The organism is Clostridium sp. AM22-11AC (genome assembly GCF_003473545.1).
GTDB lineage: Bacteria > Bacillota > Clostridia > Lachnospirales > Lachnospiraceae > Enterocloster.
Window position 1 is genome coordinate 12,262 of record NZ_QUCM01000001.1, and the last position, 23,651, is coordinate 35,912.

At 44.1% G+C, this 23,651-nt stretch carries 23 protein-coding genes; 5 read left to right on the forward strand and 18 right to left on the reverse strand.

The window, feature by feature from the left end; translation table 11 throughout:
* Nucleotides 1-5: 5 nt before the first annotated feature.
* The 11 genes from selD to DW251_RS00120 all read right to left on the reverse strand — a co-directional run bounded on the left by selD (nucleotide 6) and on the right by DW251_RS00120 (nucleotide 9,835).
* The gene (gene selD, locus DW251_RS00070; RefSeq protein WP_021869076.1) at nucleotides 6-1,031 is read right to left on the reverse strand and encodes a selenide, water dikinase SelD; all 1,026 of its coding nucleotides are present in this window, start codon (nucleotides 1,029-1,031) and stop codon (nucleotides 6-8) included.
* Nucleotides 1,032-1,035: 4 nt separating this feature from the next.
* Nucleotides 1,036-1,410 carry a LysR family transcriptional regulator gene (locus DW251_RS00075; protein WP_118299872.1) on the reverse strand — a complete coding sequence of 125 codons (375 nt, stop codon included), beginning with the start codon at nucleotides 1,408-1,410 and terminating at the stop codon, nucleotides 1,036-1,038.
* A gap of 418 nt (nucleotides 1,411-1,828) precedes the next feature.
* Entirely contained in the window at nucleotides 1,829-2,782 is a 954-nt protein-coding gene (locus DW251_RS00080) for an NTP transferase domain-containing protein (RefSeq protein WP_021869074.1), read from the reverse strand.
* Nucleotides 2,783-2,810: 28 nt separating this feature from the next.
* Nucleotides 2,811-3,923 carry an ATP-binding cassette domain-containing protein gene (locus DW251_RS00085; RefSeq protein WP_347474594.1) on the reverse strand — a complete coding sequence of 371 codons (1,113 nt, stop codon included), beginning with the start codon at nucleotides 3,921-3,923 and terminating at the stop codon, nucleotides 2,811-2,813.
* A 22-nt stretch (nucleotides 3,924-3,945) separates the two neighbouring features.
* On the reverse strand, nucleotides 3,946-4,614 hold the full coding sequence (gene modB, locus DW251_RS00090; RefSeq protein ID WP_021868712.1) for a molybdate ABC transporter permease subunit: 669 nt from the start codon (nucleotides 4,612-4,614) through the stop codon (nucleotides 3,946-3,948).
* Nucleotides 4,615-4,709: 95 nt separating this feature from the next.
* The gene (gene modA / locus DW251_RS00095; RefSeq protein WP_118299873.1) at nucleotides 4,710-5,582 is read right to left on the reverse strand and encodes a molybdate ABC transporter substrate-binding protein; all 873 of its coding nucleotides are present in this window, start codon (nucleotides 5,580-5,582) and stop codon (nucleotides 4,710-4,712) included.
* Between the two features lie 173 nt (nucleotides 5,583-5,755).
* A complete protein-coding gene (locus DW251_RS00100) occupies nucleotides 5,756-6,721 on the reverse strand; it encodes an MOSC domain-containing protein (RefSeq protein ID WP_021868714.1) in 966 nt (321 codons plus the stop codon).
* 6 nt (nucleotides 6,722-6,727) lie between these two features.
* The gene (gene moaA / locus DW251_RS00105) at nucleotides 6,728-7,795 is read right to left on the reverse strand and encodes a GTP 3',8-cyclase MoaA (RefSeq protein ID WP_118299874.1); all 1,068 of its coding nucleotides are present in this window, start codon (nucleotides 7,793-7,795) and stop codon (nucleotides 6,728-6,730) included.
* Nucleotides 7,795-8,283 (reverse strand): cyclic pyranopterin monophosphate synthase MoaC, encoded by a 489-nt coding sequence (gene moaC / locus DW251_RS00110; protein ID WP_021868716.1) that lies wholly within the window; start codon nucleotides 8,281-8,283, stop codon nucleotides 7,795-7,797. Before moaC ends, moaA begins: the two co-directional genes overlap by 1 nt.
* A gap of 5 nt (nucleotides 8,284-8,288) precedes the next feature.
* Complete coding sequence (locus tag DW251_RS00115; protein ID WP_118299875.1) at nucleotides 8,289-9,347, reverse strand: molybdopterin-binding protein; 1,059 nt, start codon at nucleotides 9,345-9,347, stop codon at nucleotides 8,289-8,291.
* A 179-nt stretch (nucleotides 9,348-9,526) separates the two neighbouring features.
* Complete coding sequence (locus tag DW251_RS00120) at nucleotides 9,527-9,835, reverse strand: YerC/YecD family TrpR-related protein (RefSeq protein ID WP_021868718.1); 309 nt, start codon at nucleotides 9,833-9,835, stop codon at nucleotides 9,527-9,529.
* Between the two features lie 325 nt (nucleotides 9,836-10,160).
* On the opposite strand from DW251_RS00120, the gene DW251_RS00125 reads away from it, so the two are divergent.
* The 5 genes from DW251_RS00125 to bsh all read left to right on the forward strand — a co-directional run bounded on the left by DW251_RS00125 (nucleotide 10,161) and on the right by bsh (nucleotide 15,930).
* Nucleotides 10,161-10,835 (forward strand): IS607 family transposase, encoded by a 675-nt coding sequence (locus tag DW251_RS00125; protein ID WP_182433560.1) that lies wholly within the window; start codon nucleotides 10,161-10,163, stop codon nucleotides 10,833-10,835.
* The gene (locus DW251_RS00130) at nucleotides 10,756-11,910 is read left to right on the forward strand and encodes a transposase (RefSeq protein ID WP_347474595.1); all 1,155 of its coding nucleotides are present in this window, start codon (nucleotides 10,756-10,758) and stop codon (nucleotides 11,908-11,910) included. The genes DW251_RS00125 and DW251_RS00130 overlap by 80 nt, the downstream gene beginning before the upstream one ends.
* A gap of 198 nt (nucleotides 11,911-12,108) precedes the next feature.
* Entirely contained in the window at nucleotides 12,109-13,473 is a 1,365-nt protein-coding gene (fumC, locus tag DW251_RS00135) for a class II fumarate hydratase (protein ID WP_118299878.1), read from the forward strand.
* A gap of 90 nt (nucleotides 13,474-13,563) precedes the next feature.
* On the forward strand, nucleotides 13,564-14,733 hold the full coding sequence (locus DW251_RS00140) for an NADP-dependent malic enzyme (protein WP_021870220.1): 1,170 nt from the start codon (nucleotides 13,564-13,566) through the stop codon (nucleotides 14,731-14,733).
* Between the two features lie 216 nt (nucleotides 14,734-14,949).
* The gene (gene bsh / locus DW251_RS00145) at nucleotides 14,950-15,930 is read left to right on the forward strand and encodes a choloylglycine hydrolase (RefSeq protein WP_118299879.1); all 981 of its coding nucleotides are present in this window, start codon (nucleotides 14,950-14,952) and stop codon (nucleotides 15,928-15,930) included.
* A 16-nt stretch (nucleotides 15,931-15,946) separates the two neighbouring features.
* Here bsh and DW251_RS00150 read toward each other — a convergent pair whose 3' ends face one another.
* The 7 genes from DW251_RS00150 to DW251_RS00180 form a co-directional block, all read right to left on the reverse strand.
* Nucleotides 15,947-17,263, reverse strand: a complete 1,317-nt coding sequence (locus tag DW251_RS00150; protein WP_182433549.1) for a diguanylate cyclase — start codon at nucleotides 17,261-17,263, stop codon at nucleotides 15,947-15,949.
* Between the two features lie 48 nt (nucleotides 17,264-17,311).
* Entirely contained in the window at nucleotides 17,312-18,121 is an 810-nt protein-coding gene (locus DW251_RS00155) for a Cof-type HAD-IIB family hydrolase (RefSeq protein ID WP_021870217.1), read from the reverse strand.
* A gap of 248 nt (nucleotides 18,122-18,369) precedes the next feature.
* A complete protein-coding gene (locus tag DW251_RS00160) occupies nucleotides 18,370-19,425 on the reverse strand; it encodes an NrtA/SsuA/CpmA family ABC transporter substrate-binding protein (RefSeq protein WP_118299881.1) in 1,056 nt (351 codons plus the stop codon).
* A gap of 32 nt (nucleotides 19,426-19,457) precedes the next feature.
* Entirely contained in the window at nucleotides 19,458-20,216 is a 759-nt protein-coding gene (locus DW251_RS00165; RefSeq protein WP_243034824.1) for an ABC transporter ATP-binding protein, read from the reverse strand.
* Nucleotides 20,200-20,985 (reverse strand): ABC transporter permease, encoded by a 786-nt coding sequence (locus DW251_RS00170; RefSeq protein ID WP_347474596.1) that lies wholly within the window; start codon nucleotides 20,983-20,985, stop codon nucleotides 20,200-20,202. The genes DW251_RS00165 and DW251_RS00170 overlap by 17 nt, the downstream gene beginning before the upstream one ends.
* Nucleotides 20,986-21,411: 426 nt before the next feature.
* A complete protein-coding gene (gene yiaK, locus DW251_RS00175; RefSeq protein WP_021870213.1) occupies nucleotides 21,412-22,416 on the reverse strand; it encodes a 3-dehydro-L-gulonate 2-dehydrogenase in 1,005 nt (334 codons plus the stop codon).
* A gap of 160 nt (nucleotides 22,417-22,576) precedes the next feature.
* A complete protein-coding gene (locus DW251_RS00180) occupies nucleotides 22,577-23,590 on the reverse strand; it encodes a LacI family DNA-binding transcriptional regulator (RefSeq protein ID WP_118299882.1) in 1,014 nt (337 codons plus the stop codon).
* Between the last annotated feature and the right edge of the window lie 61 nt (nucleotides 23,591-23,651).

Genomic DNA, 23,651 nt, shown 5'->3' on the forward strand with positions numbered 1-23,651 from the left:
TTCATCTACTGGATGATAACCGCCTTCTCCTGTTTCGGCAGGATCTCTCCTACTACGCCGCAGGGAAGTCCCAGTTTTTCCAGTTCTTCCATAATAGCCGGAACATCTTCTTTATCTACAGATGCCAGCAGTCCGCCGGACGTCTGCGGATCATATAAAATCTCTTCTGTTGCAAAGGAGCAGTTTCTGAACTCCACCTTATCCTGCACATGGTTTCTGTTTCTCTGGGCAGCAGCTGTCAGGTAAAATTCTTCTACATAATCCTCACATTCCGGGATATAAGGCACTTTTTCCTTATAGATCCTTGCTGTAGCCTGGTCTGTGACCATTTCACAAAGATGGCCTAAAAATCCAAAGCCTGTCACATCGGTACAGCCGTGTAAACGGTATTTACGCAGGATCTCAGACGCATACTTATTTAATGTAGTCATGGATTTCACTGCCAGGTCATAGGCCTCTTTGGAAGCTGCTTTCATACGTGATGCCGTACATACGATCCCGACGCCAAGTGGCTTTGTAAGGATCAGCGCATCTCCCACTTTACAGCCGCTGTTGGCAAACACTTTATCCGGATGGATCACCCCTGTTACAGACAGGCCATATTTTACATCGCTGTCTGCAATGGAATGTCCCCCTGCAAGGACGCCGCCTGCTTCTCTTACCTTTTCACTGCCTCCTAACATGATCTTTCCCAAGATGTTTAAATCCATTGCTTCCGGGAAACATACAATATTTAAAGCTGTTTTTACATCACCGCCCATAGCGTAAATGTCACTTAAGGCATTTGCTGCTGCGATCTGACCGAAAATATAGGGATCTTCCACCATAGGCGGGAAGAAATCCAGTGTCTGTACAATAGCCAGGTCATCGGTAAGCTTGTACACCGCTGCATCATCAGAACCGTCAAAGCCGATAAGCAGGTTGGGATCATAGGTCTTTGGCAGGTTATTTAACACTCTTGCCAGTATTCCCGGTCCCAGCTTGGCAGTACAGCCGCCTCCTTTACAGAATACGATCTCCTGTGGCTCCATAATATCACTCCATTCCTTTTATCTTTTCTACCTTTTCCTCTGAAAAATACTGTGCAAACAGCTGATCCAGATGATCTACTGCATCCTTTTTAAAGCCTTCGTATGCCTCGATCAGCCGTTCTGCCTGTGGTGTCAGTGTAGAACCGCCGCCGTCTTTTCCTCCGGTCTCACGGTCTGTAAGGGCAAATCCCCATTCTTTTTCTGCCCCTTTTAACATCTTCCAGGCTTTGCTGTAAGCCATATTCATAGCCTTTGCTGCTTTTTGCAGCGAACCGGTACGCTCCACCTCCTGAAGGAGCATGACCATTCCCGGTCCAAAAGCTTTTTCCTCAAAATATAGCCTCAGCGACATTCCGTAGTGAAGCCTGCTTTCCCCCATATAGTTTCCTCTGTTATTCTTAATTAAATACAACGCTATAGCAAAAAAACCGGCGGGCCATTTCCGGGATCTTCATCCCGGGGCAATGGCCGTACCGGCTTTTCACAGTTTTTCTCCCGGATCACCGGACAGTTCCTGCATACTGCTTGCATAAAGCTCCAAACTGCTTTTTGTGTTACTTACTTAAGTATAACATTTTTTTGCAATTATGCAAACATTTTTAGTTTAATCTTCTTTTCTAATCTTCTTTTCTGGTTTCTTCTGCAACTTCCTGGGAAGGAACATCCTCTTCAAAGGTACCCCAAACGTGAAACCCTGGTTTCTGCAATTAACGCAGGATCTATATCATCCATAAAGCAAAAACAGAACCATTGCAAGCTCATACCTGCAATCATCCTGTTTTTAGTTTACTCTGTTTTTATACTTCTCTCCCGAAATAAAGTTCAAACAACCGTTCTCCCTCTTTTTTCAGGTCTTCTTCCATTTTTACATACCGTTTTAAAAATTCTTCTCCCTTAGGGGTCAGTTTGGAAGACCCCCCGTCACTGCCTCCGGACCGTGAAAACAAAAGCGGGAAGCCTAACTGTTTTTCTGCTTCTCTTAAGATCTTCCAGCCTTTTGTGTATGACATATGCATCTGCTTACAGGCTGTCTGCATGGAACCTGTATGGGAAGTAAGCTGTAAGAAATGGGCTGTCTGGGCATTAAAAAATATATCATCCCGTTCTAAGCCAAGCTGGATCCTTGGATGGACCTGGATCTGCTGTTTCCGGATAAAATCAACGCTGCTGTCTCCCTCTGTTTCTATAGCCTGAATGATCCCCTTGTCCTCAACGGGAATATTTTCTTCTTGAAAGGTTTCTGCTGCCTGACGAAGGGCTCCTCTTAAACCATCACTTCCCTGATAAGATACAATAGAGGGAAGTACAGAAGAAGAAATAAGAACCGGATGACCTCTGTGGCCGTCAAACATGGGACGGACCACATCTGCATCTGACTGCATCAGACGTTGCACAGTTTCCCGTAAGAAAACCGGGAACTTCGCCGGGAGCACAAACACGCGGTCGCAAAGATCTTCTATATAGTTAAGCCCCATACAGATACTGGAAAACATCTGGGTCACAGCATACTGCTCATTCCTAAGGCAGATCACCTGGAGATTGGAAATATGTTTTTCCAGCTCATCTGCCTTATCCCCTGTTACTACTACGATAGGGGAAACTCCCGCCCGCTTTAAGGTAATGATGATGCGGCGGATCGCCGTACTGTCGCCCACCGGAAGCAAGGGTTTAAAAACAGAATTTTTACTTTTATGTCCTGCTGCCACAATAACTGCTCCTGTGCGAAGCTTTTTTCCAGTTTCTAACTCCATGTTTCCCATTTCCTTTCTTATGTCTGTTCTACAGTTCTCCCTTTAAAAGCAGGATCGCTGACGGATCTGCCCGGAGATATTCCGGTACTACTCCCGCTGCATCATGAGTATGGATGGTCTTTTCCTTTTTCCACCAAAGACCATTGCTAAGAGTAATATACCACTCAAATGGCATTTCGGAAATACTTGGATCTACAACAGGGATAAGATTTTCCTCTCCAGCCTCTTTTTTGGCCTTTGCCTCTTCTCCTGCCAAAGGCTCAAAATCATGGGCACGGATACCGATGGCAGTTATATCATCTCCAACGGTCCGGTCTGTAACAAATTCCAGATTGTCCCAGTCAAGAGCGCGGACACGGTATTCGCCGATCCGTTCGATCTTTGAAATATTCTTACATCCGGTCAGTCTTGCTGCCTTACAGGTAACAGGATCCTGGAAGATCTTTCTGGAATTTCCAGCGATCAGCACATGTCCCTTGTCTAACAGCATAATATTTTTGCAAAGCTGGAAGGCCTCGTCTCTGTCATGGGTTACCATAACAGAAACACCGTCATAGTCAGCTAATACTTTAGAAAGTTCCAGACGCAGACCCTCTCTTAAGTATGTATCCATAGCAGAAAAAGGCTCATCTAAAAGCAGTGCTTCCGGCTCATAAGCTAAAATACGGGCTAACGCAACTCTCTGCTGCTGACCGCCGGAAAGCTGTCCCGGATAACGTTTTTCAAGACCGGTCAGGCGGAAACGTTCGATCATTTCTCCTACTTTTGCCTTTTTCTTTTCCATTCCTTTAAGACCGGCTGCAATATTTTCCTCAACAGACATGTTTGGGAAAAGGGCATAATTCTGGAACAGATAGCCTACACGGCGCATCTGTGGTTTTTCATTGATCTTTAAAGCCGAGTCATAGAGAACTCTTCCCCCGGCAGCTTCCCCTTTTGCATATTGTAAGGCAATACGGCCGCTGTCCGGGGTAACGATACCTGCAATGGATTTAAGAGTCATACTCTTTCCACAGCCGGAAGGACCTAAAATACCCAGACACCCTTTTCCTGCGCTGAATGAGATGTCCAGGTCAAATTCTTTTAATTTTTTCTTTATTTCAACTCCAAGCTGGAGAGAATGTTCTGTTTGAATAGCCATTCTTTTTACCTCCGAGAGAACATTAAAACTTCCGTGAGCGGATCAATGCGCCCCAGTTCATAAGAACAACGGAAATAAATGCAATGACAACAATGATAGCTACATAAGAATACGCTGCGTCCATATTTCCTGCAGCTACTTCTGAATAGACCGCCATAGGAAGTGTTCTTGTCTTTCCCGCAATGTTTCCTGCGATCATGGCAGTGGCGCCAAACTCACCTAAACCTCTGGCGAAAGCAAGAACGCCGCCGCTTAAGATACCCGGTGTTGCATTTGCAAACAGCACCTTCCAGAATACAGCCCATTCGCTCATTCCCAGTGTTCTGGCTGCTGCAACCAGGTTCTGGTCAACCTGCTCAAAAGCACCTCTGGCAGAACGGTACATTAACGGAAATGACATGGTAACGGCTGCTAAAACAGTTGCGATCCAGGAAAAGGCGATCTTTACACTGAAATATTCAATAAAAAACTGTCCAATAGGACGTTTTACACCGAAAAGATATAACAGAAAGAAGCCTGCTACTGTAGGCGGCAGGACTAAAGGCAGTGTCAGGATACCATCACAGATAACCTTTAATGTTTCATTTTTCAGGCTTACCACTGCCCAGGCTGCAAACAGCCCGATAAAAAATGTGATGAAAATAGACAGACTGGCTGTCTTCATGGAAATCAAAATTGGGGACCAGTCCATTTAGAACCTCTTTTCTTATGAGATTTATATGGGAAATTGATTAAAACCGGGATACTGTAACTTACTTTACAACATCCCGGTTTTATAGTTACTGACTACTGCGCACTGGAAAATCCATACTCTTCAAATACTGTTATTGCCTTATCAGTCTGTAAGAAAGCAACAAATTCCTTTGCAACTTCCTCATGAGCAGTACCCTTAACAACAGCTACAGGATAGATAACCTTCTTTGCAAGGCTTCCTTCTGGAGCTTCTGCAACAACTTCTACCTGATCAGCCATGCTTGCTGCATCAGTAGCGTATACGATACCAGCGTCAGCACTTGCTGCTGCTACCTGGTTTAATACCTCAGTTACGTTGGTTCCGAAACTTACCTTATCCTGGATCTTATCCCAGATACCCAGGTTAGTTAAAGCCTCCTGTGCATACTGTCCAGCTGGAACACTTGCAGGATCGCCTAATGCAATGCTGTCTGCATTTTCGATGTCCTCAAACTTCTCCAGCTTCTTCTCATTTCCAGTTGGAACGATCAGAACGATCTTGTTCTCTAACAGATCAGTAATGGTATCGGAAGCGATCATGCCTTCCTCATCCAGAGCTGTCATCTGCTTCTTAGCTGCGGACATGAATACGTCTGCTTCCAGACCTTCCTTGATCTGTGTCTGCAGTTTGCCTGAGCTGTCATAGGTTCCCTTTACAGTTACGCCTGGGTTTGCTTCTTCGAACATTGGGATCAGCTTATCTTCGTAAGCGTTCTTTAAGCTTGCTGCTGCTGCAACTAAGATCTCAGTCTCTTCGCCGGAAGCTGCTGTAGTTTCTTCTGCAGTTGTCTCCTCTGCTTTTGTTTCTTCTGCGGTTGTTGCTGCTTCAGTAGCTGCTGCTGTGGTTTCCTTTGCGCTGCCGGAGCATCCAGCTAACATTCCTGCTGCCATCATAGCTGCCATTACAAGGCAAATCTGTTTCTTCATAATCTCATTTCTCCTTTAAATAAAAATTGATTTATTTATAGCAGTATCGTTATACTCGTTTGACTATAGCGATCATAAGGAGAACACCGCCTGCACGGTATTCTTCCTCCCGCTGCAGGCGGTACAAAGATACTGTCTATATGCGATTTTTAAAACTTTCCGTTTTCCTTTTCTTAATCTCTTCTGGCACACTCAGAAGCACTGCCGCGAAGGATCTTTAAGCCGTGATCCAAACTGTCTAAAATAAATCCCAAGCTTTCTTTTACTGCCTTTGGGCTTCCCGGCAGGTTTACGATCAGTGTTTTCTTTCGGATCACACTGACACCTCTGCTTAACATGGCTCTGTCTGTCACTGCCATGGATTTATAACGAATGGCTTCTGCAATTCCGGGAGCATTCCGGTCTGCCACTGCCATGGTTGCTTCCGGAGTCTGGTCTCTCATGGAAAAACCGGTTCCGCCGCTTGTAAGCACCAGATCCAGCTGTCTGCCGTCTGCCAGACGCATTAACTGTGTCTTTAACATAGCCGGTTCATCCGGAAGGATCAGCGTCTCTACTACTTCATATCCCGCCTGCTCCAGCATTTCCTTTGCTGCAGGACCGCTTTCGTCTACTCTTTCTCCTTTGGCACCTTTATCACTTAAAGTGATAACAGCTGCCTGAAAAGGCCGGTTCTCATCTGGATAACAGGTAATAACAGTATCTCCCGGATGAATGGTTCCTTCCTGTAAGACCTCTGCAAACACGCCCTCTCTTGGCATGATGCATTCGCCCATTCTTTTATAAATCGCGCAATGGCTGTGACATTCTTTGCCGATCTGGGTCATGCGTAAAACCACATCCCCGATATAGATCATCATTCCTACCGGCAGAGAACGGAAATCAATCCCTTCTACCACCAGATTTTCTCCAAAAGCACCATCTTCTACCTGAGCGCCACGCTCATTAAATTCTTTTACTTTATCATAAGACAAAAGACTTACCTGACGATGCCATTTACCAGCGTGTGCATCTCCCTCGATACCAAAATCTTTCAGGAAATGTCCTTCCGGAACAGAATGTTTTTCAACACCTTTTTTTTCACTGGTACAGACCGCTTTTACAACACCTTCCGGTCCTCTTTTTCCAGTTATTTCCATTTTATCTTATCCTCCAATTGAAATCATGTTATGTGCCTCGGTGATCTCACCTGGCTTTTCAAAGCAATGTGCCGCTGGCTTTTCGTAGATCGCCTTTGCAAGTGCTTCCCGCAGCTTTTCCTGCAGCTTTTCATCCCTTACATCTCTGCCTTCTGGCCAGATATAATGGGTATCCTTATCCGGTCTTTCCTGCCCTTCTCTTAAAATACTTCTAAGATCTGTTCCCTCATCATAGCAGAGACAGGATTTTACATGTCCCTGGGATGTCAGACGGATGCGGTTACAGGTAGAACAGAATTTTCCGTGAATAGCACTGATCAGACCAATGCTTCCTTTAAATCCGGGAACTTTATAATAAACCGCAGGTCCAAATCCATGAACTCTTGTGTCTTCTTCCAGATCCGGATAGACCTTTTTCATATTTTCAAGCAGCCAGTTGTGATCAATGGTCTTAAACTGCTTTCCATAGCCGATGGGCATCATTTCTATAAAACGCACATCCACCGGATAATGCTTTGCAAGTTCTGCCATCTGCTGCCAGTTTTCCTGAGGGGAAAGTTCTGTAGCTTTTCCATTCTCCTGTAACTGTCTGAAATCAATGGAAACTGCATTGATCTTAACAGGGATTGGTAAGCTTTCTGCTTTTTCAATGAACCTCATAACATCGGCTAACTTATCCCGGCCCGTTATCTTCTCATAAAGTACCGGGTCTACGGTATCCAGGCTTACATTAATAGCATCCAGTCCTGCATCTAATAGCTGATCCAGATACTGATCTAACTGGACTCCGTTGGTAGTCAGGGTGACTTTTTCAATGCCTGGGATATTTTTAAGCATCTTTACTAACTGAGGGCAGCTTTTCCTTGCCAGTGGCTCTCCACCGGTAACTTTGATCTTTTTGATCCCTAATGATGCTGCCGCAATGGCAATGGCTTCAAATTCTTCCAGAGATAACACATCCCAGCGTGGCATGCAGTCAATGCCCTCCGGCATGCAGTATTTACACCGCAGGTTGCACCGGTCTGTAATGGAAAACCGCATGTAGTCGATCTCTCTTCCCATTCTGTCCTTCATCAGATGCCCTGCTTTCTGGGATTGACAAACTCGCCGCTTTTTCCACCGGATTTATGTTCCAGGTAAATATTTCCCATTTCCATGGACTTGTCCACTGCCTTACACATATCGTAAATGGTAAGAAGGGCAATATTTACACCGGTCAGTGCTTCCATTTCCACACCTGTCTTTCCGGTAGTACGGGCGGTACAGGCTGCTTCGATCTCGTTTGTTTCTTCTTTTATGGTAAAATCCACCGTCAGCTTGGTAAGATTTAACAAATGGCACAGCGGGATCAGTTCAGATGTCTTCTTAGCACCCATGATACCGGCTACTCTGGCAACTCCCAGTACATCTCCCTTTGCCATAGTCCCTTCTTTTACTTTCTTTAAGCACTCAGGGCTCATATAAATGCTTCCTCTGGCAGTAGCTTCCCGCTTTGTCTCTGCTTTTTCACTTACGTCCACCATAAGGGCATTGCCATTTTCATCAAAATGTGTAAATTCCATTTCTATTACACTCCCTTTCCAAAACCACAGTTAGGGAAGCTACAGACTGGACAGTTCAGACATAAGCCGCCCTGGCCCAAAGCAGCCAGTTCTTCTGCTGTTACCTGATCGTCTGCCATAACTCTTGGAAGGACCAGATCAAAAATAGTCCTCTTTGCATACATAACGCAGCCAGGAAGTCCCATAATAGCTACAGTTCTTGGATTTTCTCCCTCTGTTACCTGATAATAAGCTAACATGAACATAGCTCCCGGAAGTACCGGTGCGCCGTAAGATACAATATCAGCCCCGGTATTTTTGATGGCAAGAGGGGTCTTATCATCCGGGTCCACACTCATGCCGCCGGTACAGACTACGATATCTGCGCCTTTTTTGATCATATCAAGGATAGATGCTGTTACCTTTGTATCATCATCGTTCCAGGTCACATGGTCGATGATCTCTGTATCAAATTCTGCCATTTTCCCTTCAATGACAGGTGTAAAGGTATCTTTGATCCTTCCATAGAAAACTTCGTTTCCAGTGGTAACGATACCTACTTTTTTATGTTTAAATGGAAGCAGGTCTAAGATCGGCTTATTTCCTGTTGCTGCCATAGCTGCTTCTTTTGCCTTTGTCATCTTTTCTTCTTCAATGACAAGTGGGATGATACGGGTTCCCGCTAATTTATCGCCTTTTTTAACGGCAAAATTTCCGTGGCGGGTGGCGATCATCATCTGACCGAAGCCATTGACTGCCTTTAAACCATTGTTATTGATTTTTAATAAACCATCGCAGGCTGCAGACAGCTCGATCTTTCCTTCTTTTGCCTGGGAACGCTCCATGTATTCCCCTTTGCACATGGCACAAAGGACTTCTGCCGCGTCATTTTCATGAAGCATGCCCTCTTCTTTTTCCCATACATAAAGCTGGTCTTTTCCCACGCTTAAAAGCACCGGGATATCTTCTTTTGTAACAATGTGGCCTTTTCTAAAAACTGCATCCTTGGTCACACCTTTGATGATCTGGGTAATATCATGGCAGAGGACCGCTCCCTCTGCGTCTACTGTTTTAATTAATTTCATATTTTTATGTAACCTCCCGTTATTATTTTCTATAAATAACGTACTATTAGAATAACACTCACATAACTTTTTGTAAACCTTTTACCAAAAACTTTTTGCCTATCTTTTTGCCCATTTAAAAAGAGCCCTGCAGCATACATAGCCTGCAAGGCTCTTTTCATCCCCGATACATTTTCTTTTTACTGCTCTTCTTTTTTCTCTTCTCCAAGAAGCCGCTCAAATACCATATCGTATCCGTCACTTCCATAATTCAGAGAACGGTTCACACGGCTGATGGTAGCTGTAGATGCTCCTGTCTTTTCCGCGATCTCAAGATAGGTCTTTCCTTCCCTGAGCATTTTTGCCACTTCGTATCGCTGTGACAGTGACAGCAGCTCATTGATGGTGCATACGTCCTCAAAGAACTTGTAGCACTCTTCCGGATCTTTCAGCGTGAGGATCGCGTCAAATAAATGATCTACGGCTTCTGTTTTGATCTTCTTATTCATGATTTTTGCTCCTTATATACGTTACCGCCCCCGGACGGTCGTTTTAAAAATAATACAATTTTTTACGTCTGTATAATTTTAACATATTAAAGTCTGAAAGTCCATATCTAAAGTCTATATCTTTTCATGACCTTTTCTTAAAATCCATATATTCCCCCGGAAAAATGTGTGGTATACTAGGAAAGAACATCCTGATGTGCTTTCTGAACCCCAAAAAAGCACACTCAAACTGTAAGGAGAAAACTTTAAGTAACTGAATAAGTTGTCAAATGTGATAATATGTGTTTAAATATACTCATAGAGGTATACTATGAATACATCAAATATCACAAATTACAAGCCAAAAGATTTTGCTGAATTGCTAGGTGTTTCTGTCAAAACGTTACAGCGTTGGGATAGAGAAGGAACTCTAAAAGCAAATCGTACTCCAACTGATAGGCGTTATTACACTTACGGCCAATATCTTCAATTCAAAGGCATAAATACAGAAGATGATACGCGTCAAGTTGTCATTTATGCCAGAGTCTCTACAAGAAATCAAAAAAATGATTTACAAAACCAAGTCACATTTCTACGACAGTTTTGTAATGCTAAAGGTATTATCGTAGACCAATGCATTGAAGATTATGGGAGCGGTCTTAATTACAATCGCAAGAAATGGAACGAATTATTAGATGAAGTAATGGAACAGAAAATCAAAACCATTATCATAACTCATAAGGATAGATTTATCCGATTTGGCTATGACTGGTTTGAAAAATTCTGTATGAAGTTCAATACAACCATAGTGGTAGTAAACAATGAAGAACTATCGCCTCAAGAAGAACTCGTGCAGGATATTGTTTCAATACTCCGTGTATTCTCTTGTAGGTTATATGGACTTCGTAAATATAAAAAACAAATAGCAAGGGATGAGGAAATTGCTAAAGAGCTTCAAGACGGAAATAAATCCAACAGAAGAGCAGAAAATCAAGATACGCAAGACGATAGGAACTTGTAGGTACATCTATAACTTCTATCTTACTCATAATAAAGAACTTTATGATAATGGCAAAAAGTTTATGAGTGGTAAATCGTTTAGTGTCTGGCTTAACAACGAGTATCTTCCAAACCATCCAGAATATTCTTGGGTTAAGGAAGTAAGTTCAAAATCTGTAAAGCATTCAATCGAATGCGGGTGTACTGCTTTTACAAGATTTTTCAAACATCAGAGTGCTTTCCCTAATTACAAAAAGAAAGGTAAATCTGATGTGAAGATGTACTTCGTTAAGAATAATCCAAAGGACTGTTTTTGCGAAAGGCATCGTATCAACATTCCAACTTTAAGTTGGGTACGTATCAAAGAAAAAGGATACATTCCAACAACCAAAGATGGATATATAATCAAAAGTGGTTCAGTTTCAATCAAAGCTGACAAATTTTATGTTTCCGTTCTTGTGGAAATTCCTGATGCCCAGATTGCTAATAACTCTAACGAGGGAATTGGTATTGACCTTGGTTTAAAGGATTTCGCTATTGTTTCCAATGGTAAAACGTATAAGAACATTAACAAATCTGCAAGATTAAAGAAACTTGAAAAGCAACTTATTCGAGAACAAAGGCGTCTCTCTCGAAAGTATGAAAACTTAAAGAAAGGAGAAGTCACTCAAAGAGCAAATATACAGAAACAAAAGCTCAAGGTACAAAAACTTCATCATAAGATAGATAATGTCCGTACAGATTACATTAACAAGACAATCGCTGAGATAGTAAAAACCAAACCATCTTATATAACGATTGAGGACTTAAATGTAAAAGGAATGATGAAGAACCGATATCTTTCAAAATCCGTTGCATCACAGAAGTTTTATGAGTTTAGAGCTAAACTTCCATCTAAATGTAATGAAAACGGTATTAAGTTAAGAGTAGTAGCCAGATGGTATCCATCTTCAAAAATGTGTCACCGCTGTGGTCGCATCAAGAGAGATTTAAAACTTTCGGATAGAATTTACAGATGCGAATGCGGTTATGTTGAAGACAGGGACTTTAATGCTGCACTTAATTTGAGAGATGCTATAACTTACGAAGTTGCATAGTCAAACGCAAACGTAAGTACGTACCGAAGGCTTATTCGGGAATTAACGACTGTGGAGTGTACAAGAACCTGCAAGTAGATATGATTTCGGTCAATCAAAAGCATACACGATGAAGCAGTAAGTAGAGTTCGTGAGAACCTATATTATCTCGATGTGCGTATATTTACACACATTTTGAGTGGCAGGATAAGATTATTCATGGAATACCGTATTGAACATGACTCTATGGGCGAAGTACAGGTTCCGGCTGACCGTTACTGGGGGGCCCAGACCCAGAGAAGTTTCCAGAACTTCCCTATTGGAACCGAAAAGATCCCCATGGAAGTAATCCGTGCTTTTGCCATTTTAAAAAAGGCAGCAGCTATTGCAAATAACCGCCTTGGAAAACTGGATGATAAGCGCCTTGCTCTTATTTCACAGGCCTGCGATGAAATACTGGCAGGTAAGCTGGATGACAACTTTCCACTGGCTGTATGGCAGACAGGAAGCGGCACCCAGTCCAATATGAATGTAAACGAAGTCATTGCAGGACGTGGAAATGCCATTGCAGGTGAAAAACTCCTTCACCCAAATGACCATTCCAACATGTCCCAGAGTTCCAACGATACTTTCCCGACTGCCATGCACATTGCAGCCGTTATGGAGATCGAGGACAAGCTGTTCCCGGCGATTGACCGTTTAACCGATACTTTTACAAGACTGATGGCTGAAAATGAAGGCATTGTAAAAACAGGACGTACCCATCTGCAGGATGCTACTCCGATCTCCTTCTCCCAGGAGATCAGCGGCTGGAGAGAAATGCTCATCAAATCCAAGGCAATGCTTACTTTAAGTTTAAAAGGACTTCACGAACTGGCACTTGGCGGCACTGCTGTAGGTACCGGTTTAAATGCTCCTAAGGGCTTTGATACAGAGGTTGCAAAGGCAGTTGCTGAACTGACCGGCAAAGACTTTGTTACAGCACCTAACAAATTCCACTCTCTTACCAGCAAGGATGAACTGGTCTTCGCTCACGGCGCCTTAAAGGGATTGGCTGCCGATATGATGAAGATGGCTAATGACATCCGCTGGCTTTCCAGCGGTCCACGTTGTGGCCTTGGAGAAATCTTCATCCCTGAAAATGAACCTGGCAGTTCTATTATGCCCGGAAAAGTAAATCCAACTCAGTGTGAGTCTGTTACCATGGTAGCCGTCCAGATCATTGCCAATGACACCGCTGTAGGTATGGCAGCTTCCCAGGGTAATTTTGAGTTAAATGTGTTCATGCCGGTATGCATTTACAATTTCCTGCAGTCTGTACGTCTGCTTACTGACTCATTAAATTCCTTCAATGACCGCTGTGTCAGCGGCATCCATGCCAACCGTGAGAAGATGGATGAAAACCTCCACCGCTCCCTGATGCTTGTTACCTGCTTAAATCCATATATCGGATATGAAAATGCAGCGAAAACAGCAAAGAAGGCTTATAAGGAGAACATCTCCCTGAAAGAAGCCTGCGTAGAGCTGGGATTTTTGACCGCTGAGAAATTTGATGAGATCTTCCATCCGGAGCAGATGGTATAAGCGATGCTTTGCAGTTTATAACTATTGTTAATATACGCCCACCTGTTGGGCGTATGAGTATAAATAATTATCATAAGGAGACAACACACTATGGATATCAATCAGGCTTCCCTTCAGATGCACTATGACCTTCACGGAAAGATCGAGGTAATTTCCCGTAAAAAGATCGAGACCAGAGAGGATCTTTCCCTTGCTTATACACCAGGCGTTGCAGAGCCATGCCGCGTGATCGCAAAGGATTATGAGCAGTCCTTTAAGCTGACCCGCCGTTCCAACCTGGTAGCTGTTATCACAGACGGAACTGCAGTTTTAGGTCTTGGAGATATTGGTCCTGCTGCCGGTATGCCGGTTATGGAAGGAAAATGCGCCCTGTTTAAAGAATTTGCTGACGTAGACGCATTCCCACTGTGCATCGACTCCAAAGACACCGATACCATCGTTCAGACCATTTATCTGATCTCCAAGAGCTTTGGCGGTATTAACTTAGAGGATATTGCAGCTCCAAGATGCTTTGAGATCGAGCGCCGCTTAAAAGAAATGTGCGACATTCCGGTATTCCATGATGACCAGCACGGAACTGCTATCGTAGTTGCTGCTGCATTATTAAACGCAGTAAAAGTAACAAAGAAAGAAATGGGCAAATTAAAGATCGTCATCAACGGTGCTGGAGCTGCTGGTATCGCAATCGGCAAACACCTGATCAACATGGGCTTTGGCAATGTGATCATGTGTGATATCAACGGTATCATCTGCGAGGGCGACGAAGGCTTAAATCCAGGCCAGGAAGAGATCTCCCACATCAGCAACTTAAATCATGAGCACGGCAAGCTGGCTGATGCTTTAAAGGGTGCTGACGCATTTATCGGTGTATCCCGTCCAAACCTGGTTACAAAAGAAATGGTTTCTACCATGAACAACGGTATCGTATTTGCCATGGCAAACCCGACTCCTGAGATCATGCCAGATGAAGCATTAGCTGGCGGCGCTGCTGTTGTAGGTACCGGTCGTTCCGACTTCCCGAACCAGATCAACAACGTCCTGGTATTCCCAGGTGTATTCAAGGGCGCTCTTTCTGTTCGTGCAAAAGAAATCACTGAATTAATGAAGCAGAGAGCTTCCTACGCAATTGCCAGCATGATCCCGGATGAGGAACTGACTCCGGAAAACATCATTGCTTCCCCATTAAACAAGAAGGTTGCTGATGTAGTTGCAAAGGCAGTTGCTGATACTGCTATTGAAGAGGGTATCGCAAGAGTATAATAAACGTTACAGTTCAGCCATGGGCTGGTCCGGTACATATTTAATAAAGGCTGTGGCAGAATAATTTCAAATTCTGCTGCAGCCTTTTGCTATATATAACTACAATCTTTCCCGCCTGTGACGGGCAAATGCACTGTTTTATTCCCCGTATCCGCCGTTGGCGGATATGGCACCGGACGATGATCCGAAAACAACACAACAGAAAGGACAACTTACATGTGTACAGCCGCAACTTACAAAACCAACGATTTTTACATGGGACGGACCCTGGATTATGAATTTTCTTATGGGGATGAGATCACAGTCACTCCCCGAAATTACTCCTTTACTTTGCGTCATGGCGGAAAGCTGGAAAACCACTATGCTATCATTGGCATGGCCCATGTTGCAGGAAACTATCCTCTTTATTATGATGCCATCAACGAAAAAGGTCTTGGCATCGCAGGCTTAAATTTTGTTGGAAATGCAACATATAAGCCTGTGAACCCAGACTCTGACAAAAAACAGATTACCCAGTTTGAACTGATCCCCTTTATCCTGGGTACCTGTGCTTCTTTAAAAGAGGCAAAAGAAGCTTTAAAAAACATGGACCTGGTAGACACACCGTTCAGCCCGCAGCTTCCGGTAGGAAGTCTCCACTGGCTCATTGCCGATGAGACCGGCTCTATTACCGTAGAAGCAGTAAAAGAAGGACTGATGATCTATGACAACCCAGCAGGTGTCCTGACCAACAATCCTCCTTTTCCGCAACAGATGTTCCAGTTAAATAACTATATGCACTTATCACCCAGACAGCCCGTAAATACATTTTCAAAGGATCTGCCTTTAAATACCTACAGCCGTGGAATGGGCGCTTTAGGACTTCCCGGAGATCTGTCCTCTTCCTCCCGTTTTGTCCGGGCTTCTTATGTAAAAATGAATTCCCGGTGCAATGGGGATGAGCTTTCCAGTGTCAGCCAGTTTTTCCATATTTTAGGCTCTGTGGACCAGCAGAGAGGCTGCTGCGAAGTAGCTGAGGGAAAATATGAGATCACTCTTTATACCTCCTGCTGCAATGCAACAAAGGGAATTTATTATTATACCACCTATGATAACCACCAGATCAGCGCTGTAGACATGCATAAGACCGACCTGAACGGACAGGAACTGGCCCGTTTTACACCTGTTACCACAGAACAGATCCACTTTATGAACTGATCCTAAAAGCAGGCTGCTACTGCTCCTTATAAATTTTCAGCTGCCCTTTTTCCTTCTTTGCCAGATAAAGGGCAGTGTCTGCTTTTTTATATAAATCTTTAAAATCTTCCCCTGCGTTTCTTAAGGCTCCGCCTGCACTGATGGTAATATCCAGATCCGGATTGGACGTTTTCATGGCAATGGCAAACTCTTTTTGTATCTTTCCAATAACATCAGCGCCTTTTTTCTCTGCATCTTCCGTAAAATATAGCATAAACTCATCACCGCCCAGTCGTGCTGTTACACAGTTCTCATCTGCATAATGCCGGATCAGCTTTGCCAGATGGATCAAAGCCCTGTCACCTGCCAGGTGGCCTTTTGTGTCATTCATGCTCTTAAAATTATCTACGTCACAGATATAAAGAGTCCCGCTTTTTTCCTTTAAAAAGTCTGCCTCTATTAAGCTGATGGCCCTTTTCCGGTTATAAAGTCCTGTAAGAGGATCTAACTGTGCTTCTTTGATCAGCTGGTTCTCCCGCTCAATACGGTCAGAGACATCGGTCATAATACTGATCATGGCATCTCTTCCGTCTTCTGACTTTATCTTCTTTCCAATATCACTGACCCAGATGATACGGCCGCCTTTCCCGACTATACGGTATTCCACCTTATATTCATTTTTCTCATGAAACTGCTTCTCGATGCTCTCTTCCACCCATTTCTGATCCGGTGGATAAATGATATTCATCATCTTTTCATTTGTGGCATCCACCAGTTCTTCATAGGCATATCCTAATATATTTAACATGGTATCATTAATGGTATAAAGAGGATATCCTTCTTCCAGATAACTGCCCATAATACCGCCGGGAAGGGCTTCTGACACCAGTTCCATCAGCTTTTCGCCGGTTTCAGAAGAAAGCTTCCGGACACTGTTATTCCTGCCATAACGGAGAGGGAAAAATTCCTGATGTTCCTGCTCTACAGTTGGGGTAGACATATGTAAAGAGGCGATCTTCCATTTTCCATCCTCTTTCACACAGATACAGGTAAGACGGGTCAGCATTTCCATTGTTACACCTTCTGAGTCAATCTTTGCCAGAACATTGGTGAAAATACTCCATCCATACTCTCCCAGAGGGTTTTCAGTATAGTTAAACAGTTCATAGTCAAGAGGCTGGGGCATTTCTTTAAATTCACATTCCATTAAAGCACGCAGTTCCTCTTTATTTCTTGCCACTTCCTGTTCTCCGGTCCCAAGGCTTATCACCTGGTCCGTAAGAAGAGCCAGGGTATCCTCTAAATTCCGCTCTCTCAGATAATGCCTGAAAAATTGTTCCAGAAGTTCTCTCATATGCGTTTTCATCTCCTGTATGATTGCAGAGTTCCTGCAAAAACGATCTTAAGCCAGCATAAATTTCTCTACTACCAGTCCCACACCATCGTCATTATTAGAAGCTGTAATATAGTCTGCTGCCTTTCTTACCGGAAGGACGGCATTTTCCATGGCAACTCCAAGACCTGCATACTGGATCATGGTCAGATCATTATAACCATCCCCACAGGCGATCATCTCTTCTTTTGTCATTCCCAGATGCTGCAGCAGGCGCTCTAAAGACTGGGCTTTGTCAATTCCTTTCGGAAGTACCTCCAGGAAATAAGGTTCTGAACGGTATACTGCAAAATTCTTTCCCATGGCAGCCTTTACCTTTGGCTCTACGGTTGCCAGGTAATCCCCGTCATCTAAGAGAAGAAATTTTGCTACCGGGAAATTTACATGCTCTTCCATGTTGTCTACCTGACGCAGAGGAAGATGGTTGATCTTTGACTCTTTGTGGGCGTAAACGCACTGGTCATTATTGGTAATGATCTCCTCGCCCTCATAAGTCAGAAAATCCACCCCGTATTCCTTTGCCAGATCCATGATCTTCTTGTTTGACTCCACCGGAAGCAGGGATGAAAAGATCACTTCTCCTGTTTTACAGTTGGTGATCATGCCGCCGTTGTAGGATAAAATATAGCTTCCAAAACGTGCCAGATCCAGTTCCTTTGCCAGTGGTTCCACGCCTGCTGTCGGGCGGCCGGATGCCAGCACCACGATCTTTCCTGCTTCCTGTGCCTTCATCAGGGCTTCTTTGGTCCTTGGTGTAATAACCTTGTCTCTATTTGTCAATGTTCCGTCCAGATCCAGGACGATGATCTTATAATCCATATTTATCCTCACTTTATCGGTTTTTCATTTTTAATTAAATTAAATGCAGCAAAAAGGCTGTCATAAAATGGTACTACCACTTTATAACAGCCCCTTCACTCACGTCCCCCCGCGCTCATGCACTCTACTGCCTGCTGACGCAGGCGGGACCTTCGTTAATGGGCCAGGAAAAACAAATGCCACCTTCGGTGTCCCTTGTTTTTCTTTTGAACCCATTATATCACATACAGACTCTATACCACAATCATTTACTCTACATCTAAGATCAGAGATGCCACATCGACCGGATTTTCGATCATGCCTGTATCTTCCATGAACTTCTCTGTTTTTTCCATGGCTTCAATATCACTGTCTTTGATCTCCATATCAAAATCATAAAGTCCGTACATTTCTTCTACTGCTGCTTCCTCTAAACCGGTTGCCTTTGCAGTGGCGGAAACTGCTGCTGCATGATCTGCGTCCATTTCATCTAACACCTGTTTCTGTGCAGTAAGAAATGCTTTTACCAGTTCCGGATGTTCTTCGTAGAATTTTTCACTGGTTGCAGTAACGATGGTTGCCTCTGTAAGACCTTCTCCGTCTGTCACTATATAAAATCCGTCTTTTTCCATATTGTAGGCAGTCGGACCTGCAAGAAGAGCCGCGTCTACACTTCCACCTGCCAAAGCTGCCTGGGCATCCGGGATCCCCATTGCCATAAATTCAATATCGTCCTCAGTCATACCTGCATTATTTAAGTAAGATACTAACAGTTCATGTAAAATGGTTCCCTTTGGACCTGCTACTTTCTTTCCCTTTAAATCTTCTGCTGTCTTAATGCTGTCATCCTTTGCAAACAGCTTAAATGCCTTTGGGGAACGGCTGTAAATGCTCATGATCTTAATGTCTGCGTCATTGGAAGCAGATAAAATTACAGAAGTAGCGCCTACCGCATTTAAAAACTGGATATCTCCGGAAGCTAAGGCCTGTGTCTGCTCCGGTCCTGTTGTCAGATCTGAATACTGCACGTCATAACCCATCGGACCAAATACACTGGCAAAGATCTCCTGATCCTGCTCTACGATACTGGGAACATTTAATGGAGACTTTACATAGGTAACAGACAGGGTTCCATTTTTCTCTGTCTCTGTTTTTGACTCCTCTGCACTGGTCTCCCTGCTTTCTTCCACGCTGCTTTCCTGTGCGCTCTGCTCTGCAGCCTGCGTTTCTGCCGGTGCCTGGCTTTCTGCATTTTTAGCACCGCATCCTCCTAAAATTCCCACTGCTGCCAGCACTGCTGCTGCATAAACATTCCATTTTTTCATATTTCATTTCCTCCCGTTTTTTATGTTAGGTTTTAAAAGTTTTTTTGCGTTTGTGACCTGTTTTCCAGTGTTTTAATGATCTTTCGTTTAATGCCGATCATTTCTTCTGACAACAGGTCTCTGGGATATGCCAGATTTTCTCCAATCGTAAACCAGCTTCCTACCTTCCCATTTTCCATAATAAGGATCTCATCCCCTAAAAGCAGGGCCTCATCTACGCTGTGGGTGACAAACAACGCCCCCATTTTCTCTTCTGCGCAGATCCTTAAAAACTCCTTTTGCATGGTCTGCCTGGTAAAATGATCCAGAGCTGCAAAAGGTTCATCCATCAGCAGATACGAGGCATCACAGGCTAATGCCCTTGCCAGAGCTGCCCGCTGCATCATTCCTCCTGATAACTGGTCCGGATAAGCTTTTCCAAATTTTTCCAGTCCTGTAAGTCTTAAAAGAGTTTCTGCCTTTTCTTTTAACTTTGATTTTGAATGTTTCTTTTTGTCTGCCCCAAATAAAATATTTTGTTCTAAAGTAAGCCATGGCATCAGGCGGGGTTCCTGAAAAACCACTCCCAGTTTTTCAGGCTGTTCAAAAAGGATCTGACCGCCATCTAATGTTTCAAGACCTGCCAGGATCCGCAGAAGCGTGGTTTTTCCGCAGCCACTGCGCCCTAATATCACCGTGATCTTTTCTGTATCCAGATCTGTGGAAAACCGTCTTAACACCGGATGACTGTTTTTTGATACTTCAAAGCTTTTTTCCAGCTGTTTTAATCTGATCTCAGCTATTTTCCACACCTCCCCGGACCCATTTTCTGATGATCCACAAAAATGCCTTATCGCAAAGCAGACCTACCAGGCCGATCACAAAAATCCCTACGATCACCTTGTCGGAGCGGGACATCTGCTGGGCATCCAGGATCAGATATCCAAGGCCTTTTCCCGCAGCGATCATCTCCGCACCGATAATAGCCCGCCAGCTGTATCCAAGACCGATGCGCATTCCCACTAAAATATCAGGAAATGCCCAGGGAAGACGGATCTTAAAGAAACAGGCAGTTTTTGACAAACCACAGGTCTTTCCCACTTCCAAAAGCTTCTTATCACAGGAAAGAAGGCCTTTTCGGATGTTCATAAACATGGGAAAAAAAGACGCCAGTACAATAATGATGATCTTGGATGTCTCTCCAATCCCAAACCACAGGATCAAAAGAGCGATCAAACTGATGGGCGGCACATTGCGCATAAATTCCACATAAGGGCCATAGTATACTTCCAGATCTTTCTTTAAAGCAGCGATCATTCCCAGGCAGAACGCACAGACAAAAGAAATGGAAAAACCTGTCAGGACCCTCTTAAAACTTACCAGAACATGCTTAAGCAATGTCCCGTTTCCCGTCATTGTAACAAAGGACTTCCACACTTTTTCCGGTCCCGGAAGCACATAAGCACTCCATTTTCCTGACAAAAAGGCCAGCTGCCAGAGGATCAGAAGGATCAGTGCCGGAACACAGGCTTTTATAAAATTCTTTAACTTTCCAGTGCCCTTATTCCGGATCTTATGCAAAAAAATACCCCCTTTCTGCTTTTTGCGACTGTATGACACGTTAAAAGGCGCGAAATACAGACACAAAAGCCCAAAGAGGGTATTTGTGTATTCTTTTATATGACAGGAAAAGCAGACCCCGTTTTAGGCCGCTGCCAGGAAATGACCAGCTGTTCTGGGTTGCAAAACAGGCGGAAAACTCCTTGTCTTCTGTCATTTTATTTTCAGCGTCTTTCACTCAGAAAGTGCTCTGCACAGTCTTTGTGTCAGTCACTTTCCATCATACGCTGAAATGAGAGCTGCGTCAACTCTTTTAGGGGGATTTCTTAGACTCAGGTTTCCCGCGCTGACGCGCTCTACCGTCTGCTTACGCAGACAATTCGTTCGTTAATGGTCCAAGAAAAACAAATGCCACCTGCGGTGTCGCTTGTTTTTCTTCTGGGACCATTACATATTTAATACTTCTTCCCACTTCTCTTCGATTACCGGGATGCCTTCTTCTTTGTTCTGCTTGATGTTTAACAGTTCCAGTTCGCCTGGGTAGTAAACTTCTCCGCCTTCTTTTACAGGGATGGAACTCTTTACATCTGCTACGATGTTGTTTACGATCTCATCGGTCAGTTCTACGCTGTTGCCCTTGGTTGGGTCGATAGCGATCATGATCTGGGTCAGACCTACTTCATCGCCGAAGGTACCGATCTTCTGTACGGAGTTTCCGTTGGAAAGTACAGTTGCGATCAGGTCAAGAGCGATTGAGATACCGCTTCCTTTCCAGTAGCCCATTGGAAGTACACGCCAGGTCTTCTCGATCTCGCCTGGATCAGTGGTCAGGTTGCCGTTGGTATCGTAACCGCCTGGTACTGGCAGCTGCTGTCCCTTTAAGCGGCAGTCTTCCAGTTTTCCATAGGAGAACTGAGATACAGCACAGTCGATCACTACATGCTCGCCGTTGCTTCTTGGTACTGCAAAGATCAGTGGGTTGTTACCGATCTTACGGTCCATACCGCCCCATGCAGGCATATTCGGGCAGGTGTTGGACCAGCAGATACCGATGCAGCCCTGGTCTGCTGCCTGCCAGCCGTAGCTGCCGCCGCGCATCCAGTGGTTGTTATTTCCCAGTGCAACAATACCCATGCCAAATTCCTTTGCCAGCTCTACTGCACGGTCCATAGCCAGTTTTGCATTTAAAGGTCCGAAACCACGATGTCCGTCCCAACGCTCAAAAGCTCCAAATCCCATGATCTTCTCAGCTTTTACCTTTGGATCGATCTCGCCCTTCTTTAAGTACTCAACCACTCTTGGGAAACGGTTTAATCCGTGAGAATATACACCAGCCATGGAGTTCTGTGCAAACAGCTCTGCGGAAGCCTTTGCATCCTTTGGCTCAAAACCATACTTTGTTAATACTCTCTCAAATTCGTTTACCATTACCTCATAAGGAACTCTCTTCATGATCTCTTTCTCCTTTATCTTTTATACTTTCTTTGAATTGCTTTTTTTCGCAATCGATTTCAGTGTTGTTAAAAGAAAATGGTTCTTTTTGGAAGAACCTTTTCTTTTTTATACCAGGCATCTGTAAAAAGCTGTCAATGACTTTTGCTTTTTGCAAATGCTATGTGGTTTCTCTCTCTTTAATATCCGTCAGCAGCATCACTTTATGGGATACTTCTTTTTTATCAAGAGCATCTAAGATCGCCCTTGAAGCATTCTGGCTGACTTCTACCAGTTTGTTGTCCAGACTGCTAAGCTTTGGTGTAACGATCTCGCCATACATGGTGTTGTCTATTCCCATGATCGCAAGATCCTGCGGAATACGCTTTCCCATTTTCTTTGCTGCTTCCAGGCCACCTACTGCCAACAGGTCTGTGGTATAGATAATACCGTCTGTTTCAGGTCTTTCTGTAAGAATCTGTTCTGTAAGTTTTGCACCTGCCGCCCTCACATCACGGGGATTGGTAAATTCTTTATTTACCGCTGTATAGAACGGGATATCTTCTTTGGCGATCCCCTGTTCTAACATAGCTCTCAGGTAGCCTTTTTGCTTGTTCCGGTTAGATGGTGTATCGGAGTCAACTGCCATTACCAGATGTTTCTTTCCTTTCTTAAACATCAGTTCCGCACAGTCTTTCACGCCCCGCTCCTCGTCAATGAGGATGCCGTAAACATTTGGCAGATCCAGATAACCGTTCACAATGGCTACCGGAACATCCGGAAGGTGCTCTTTAATGCTCTTCTTCACAGCTTCCGTCTCAAACATGGAACCCATAAGAATAGCACCGTCTACCCGTCTCTGCTCCAGGATACGGATGTAATCCGCTTTTTTCTCATCCCTTCGTCCGGTACTCAGAGTAATACAGGTATAACCTAAGGCAGTCATCTCCTGCTCGATCACATAAGCAGACTCTGTATGATGCTCGATCCGCAGATCCTCGATCAGGATACCGATGATCTTGGAAGACTGCATCACCAGGCCTCTGGCTGCTTCATTGGGAGTATAATGATTTTCATTTAATAATTTCTGTACCCTTTTGCGCGTCTGGGCATTGATCCCAGGCTTGTTGTTAATGACCCTGGAAACGGTACTTGCAGACACACCTGCCTGCTTTGCAATGTCGTATATCGTCATATTCCCTCTCCTGTTTCTCTGATGACTTCATCATACGCCTTCTTATAGGGTTTTGTCAAGA

Coding starts and splice junctions, on each gene's coding strand:
- DW251_RS00155 (WP_021870217.1), bottom strand. CDS start 18,121: ATGGATTATAAGATCATCGTCCTGGATCTGGACGGAACATTGACAAAT.
- DW251_RS00160 (WP_118299881.1), bottom strand. CDS start 19,425: ATGAAAAAATGGAATGTTTATGCAGCAGCAGTGCTGGCAGCAGTGGGA.
- bsh (WP_118299879.1), top strand. CDS start 14,950: ATGTGTACAGCCGCAACTTACAAAACCAACGATTTTTACATGGGACGG.
- moaA (WP_118299874.1), bottom strand. CDS start 7,795: ATGAAGGACAGAATGGGAAGAGAGATCGACTACATGCGGTTTTCCATT.
- DW251_RS00080 (WP_021869074.1), bottom strand. CDS start 2,782: ATGGAGTTAGAAACTGGAAAAAAGCTTCGCACAGGAGCAGTTATTGTG.
- DW251_RS00140 (WP_021870220.1), top strand. CDS start 13,564: ATGGATATCAATCAGGCTTCCCTTCAGATGCACTATGACCTTCACGGA.
- modA (WP_118299873.1), bottom strand. CDS start 5,582: ATGAAGAAACAGATTTGCCTTGTAATGGCAGCTATGATGGCAGCAGGA.
- moaC (WP_021868716.1), bottom strand. CDS start 8,283: ATGGAATTTACACATTTTGATGAAAATGGCAATGCCCTTATGGTGGAC.
- DW251_RS00085 (WP_347474594.1), bottom strand. CDS start 3,923: ATGGCTATTCAAACAGAACATTCTCTCCAGCTTGGAGTTGAAATAAAG.
- DW251_RS00075 (WP_118299872.1), bottom strand. CDS start 1,410: ATGGGGGAAAGCAGGCTTCACTACGGAATGTCGCTGAGGCTATATTTT.
- fumC (WP_118299878.1), top strand. CDS start 12,109: ATGGAATACCGTATTGAACATGACTCTATGGGCGAAGTACAGGTTCCG.
- selD (WP_021869076.1), bottom strand. CDS start 1,031: ATGGAGCCACAGGAGATCGTATTCTGTAAAGGAGGCGGCTGTACTGCC.
- DW251_RS00150 (WP_182433549.1), bottom strand. CDS start 17,263: ATGAGAGAACTTCTGGAACAATTTTTCAGGCATTATCTGAGAGAGCGG.
- DW251_RS00120 (WP_021868718.1), bottom strand. CDS start 9,835: ATGAATAAGAAGATCAAAACAGAAGCCGTAGATCATTTATTTGACGCG.
- yiaK (WP_021870213.1), bottom strand. CDS start 22,416: ATGAAGAGAGTTCCTTATGAGGTAATGGTAAACGAATTTGAGAGAGTA.
- DW251_RS00100 (WP_021868714.1), bottom strand. CDS start 6,721: ATGGAAATAACTGGAAAAAGAGGACCGGAAGGTGTTGTAAAAGCGGTC.
- modB (WP_021868712.1), bottom strand. CDS start 4,614: ATGGACTGGTCCCCAATTTTGATTTCCATGAAGACAGCCAGTCTGTCT.
- DW251_RS00180 (WP_118299882.1), bottom strand. CDS start 23,590: ATGACGATATACGACATTGCAAAGCAGGCAGGTGTGTCTGCAAGTACC.
- DW251_RS00115 (WP_118299875.1), bottom strand. CDS start 9,347: ATGAAATTAATTAAAACAGTAGACGCAGAGGGAGCGGTCCTCTGCCAT.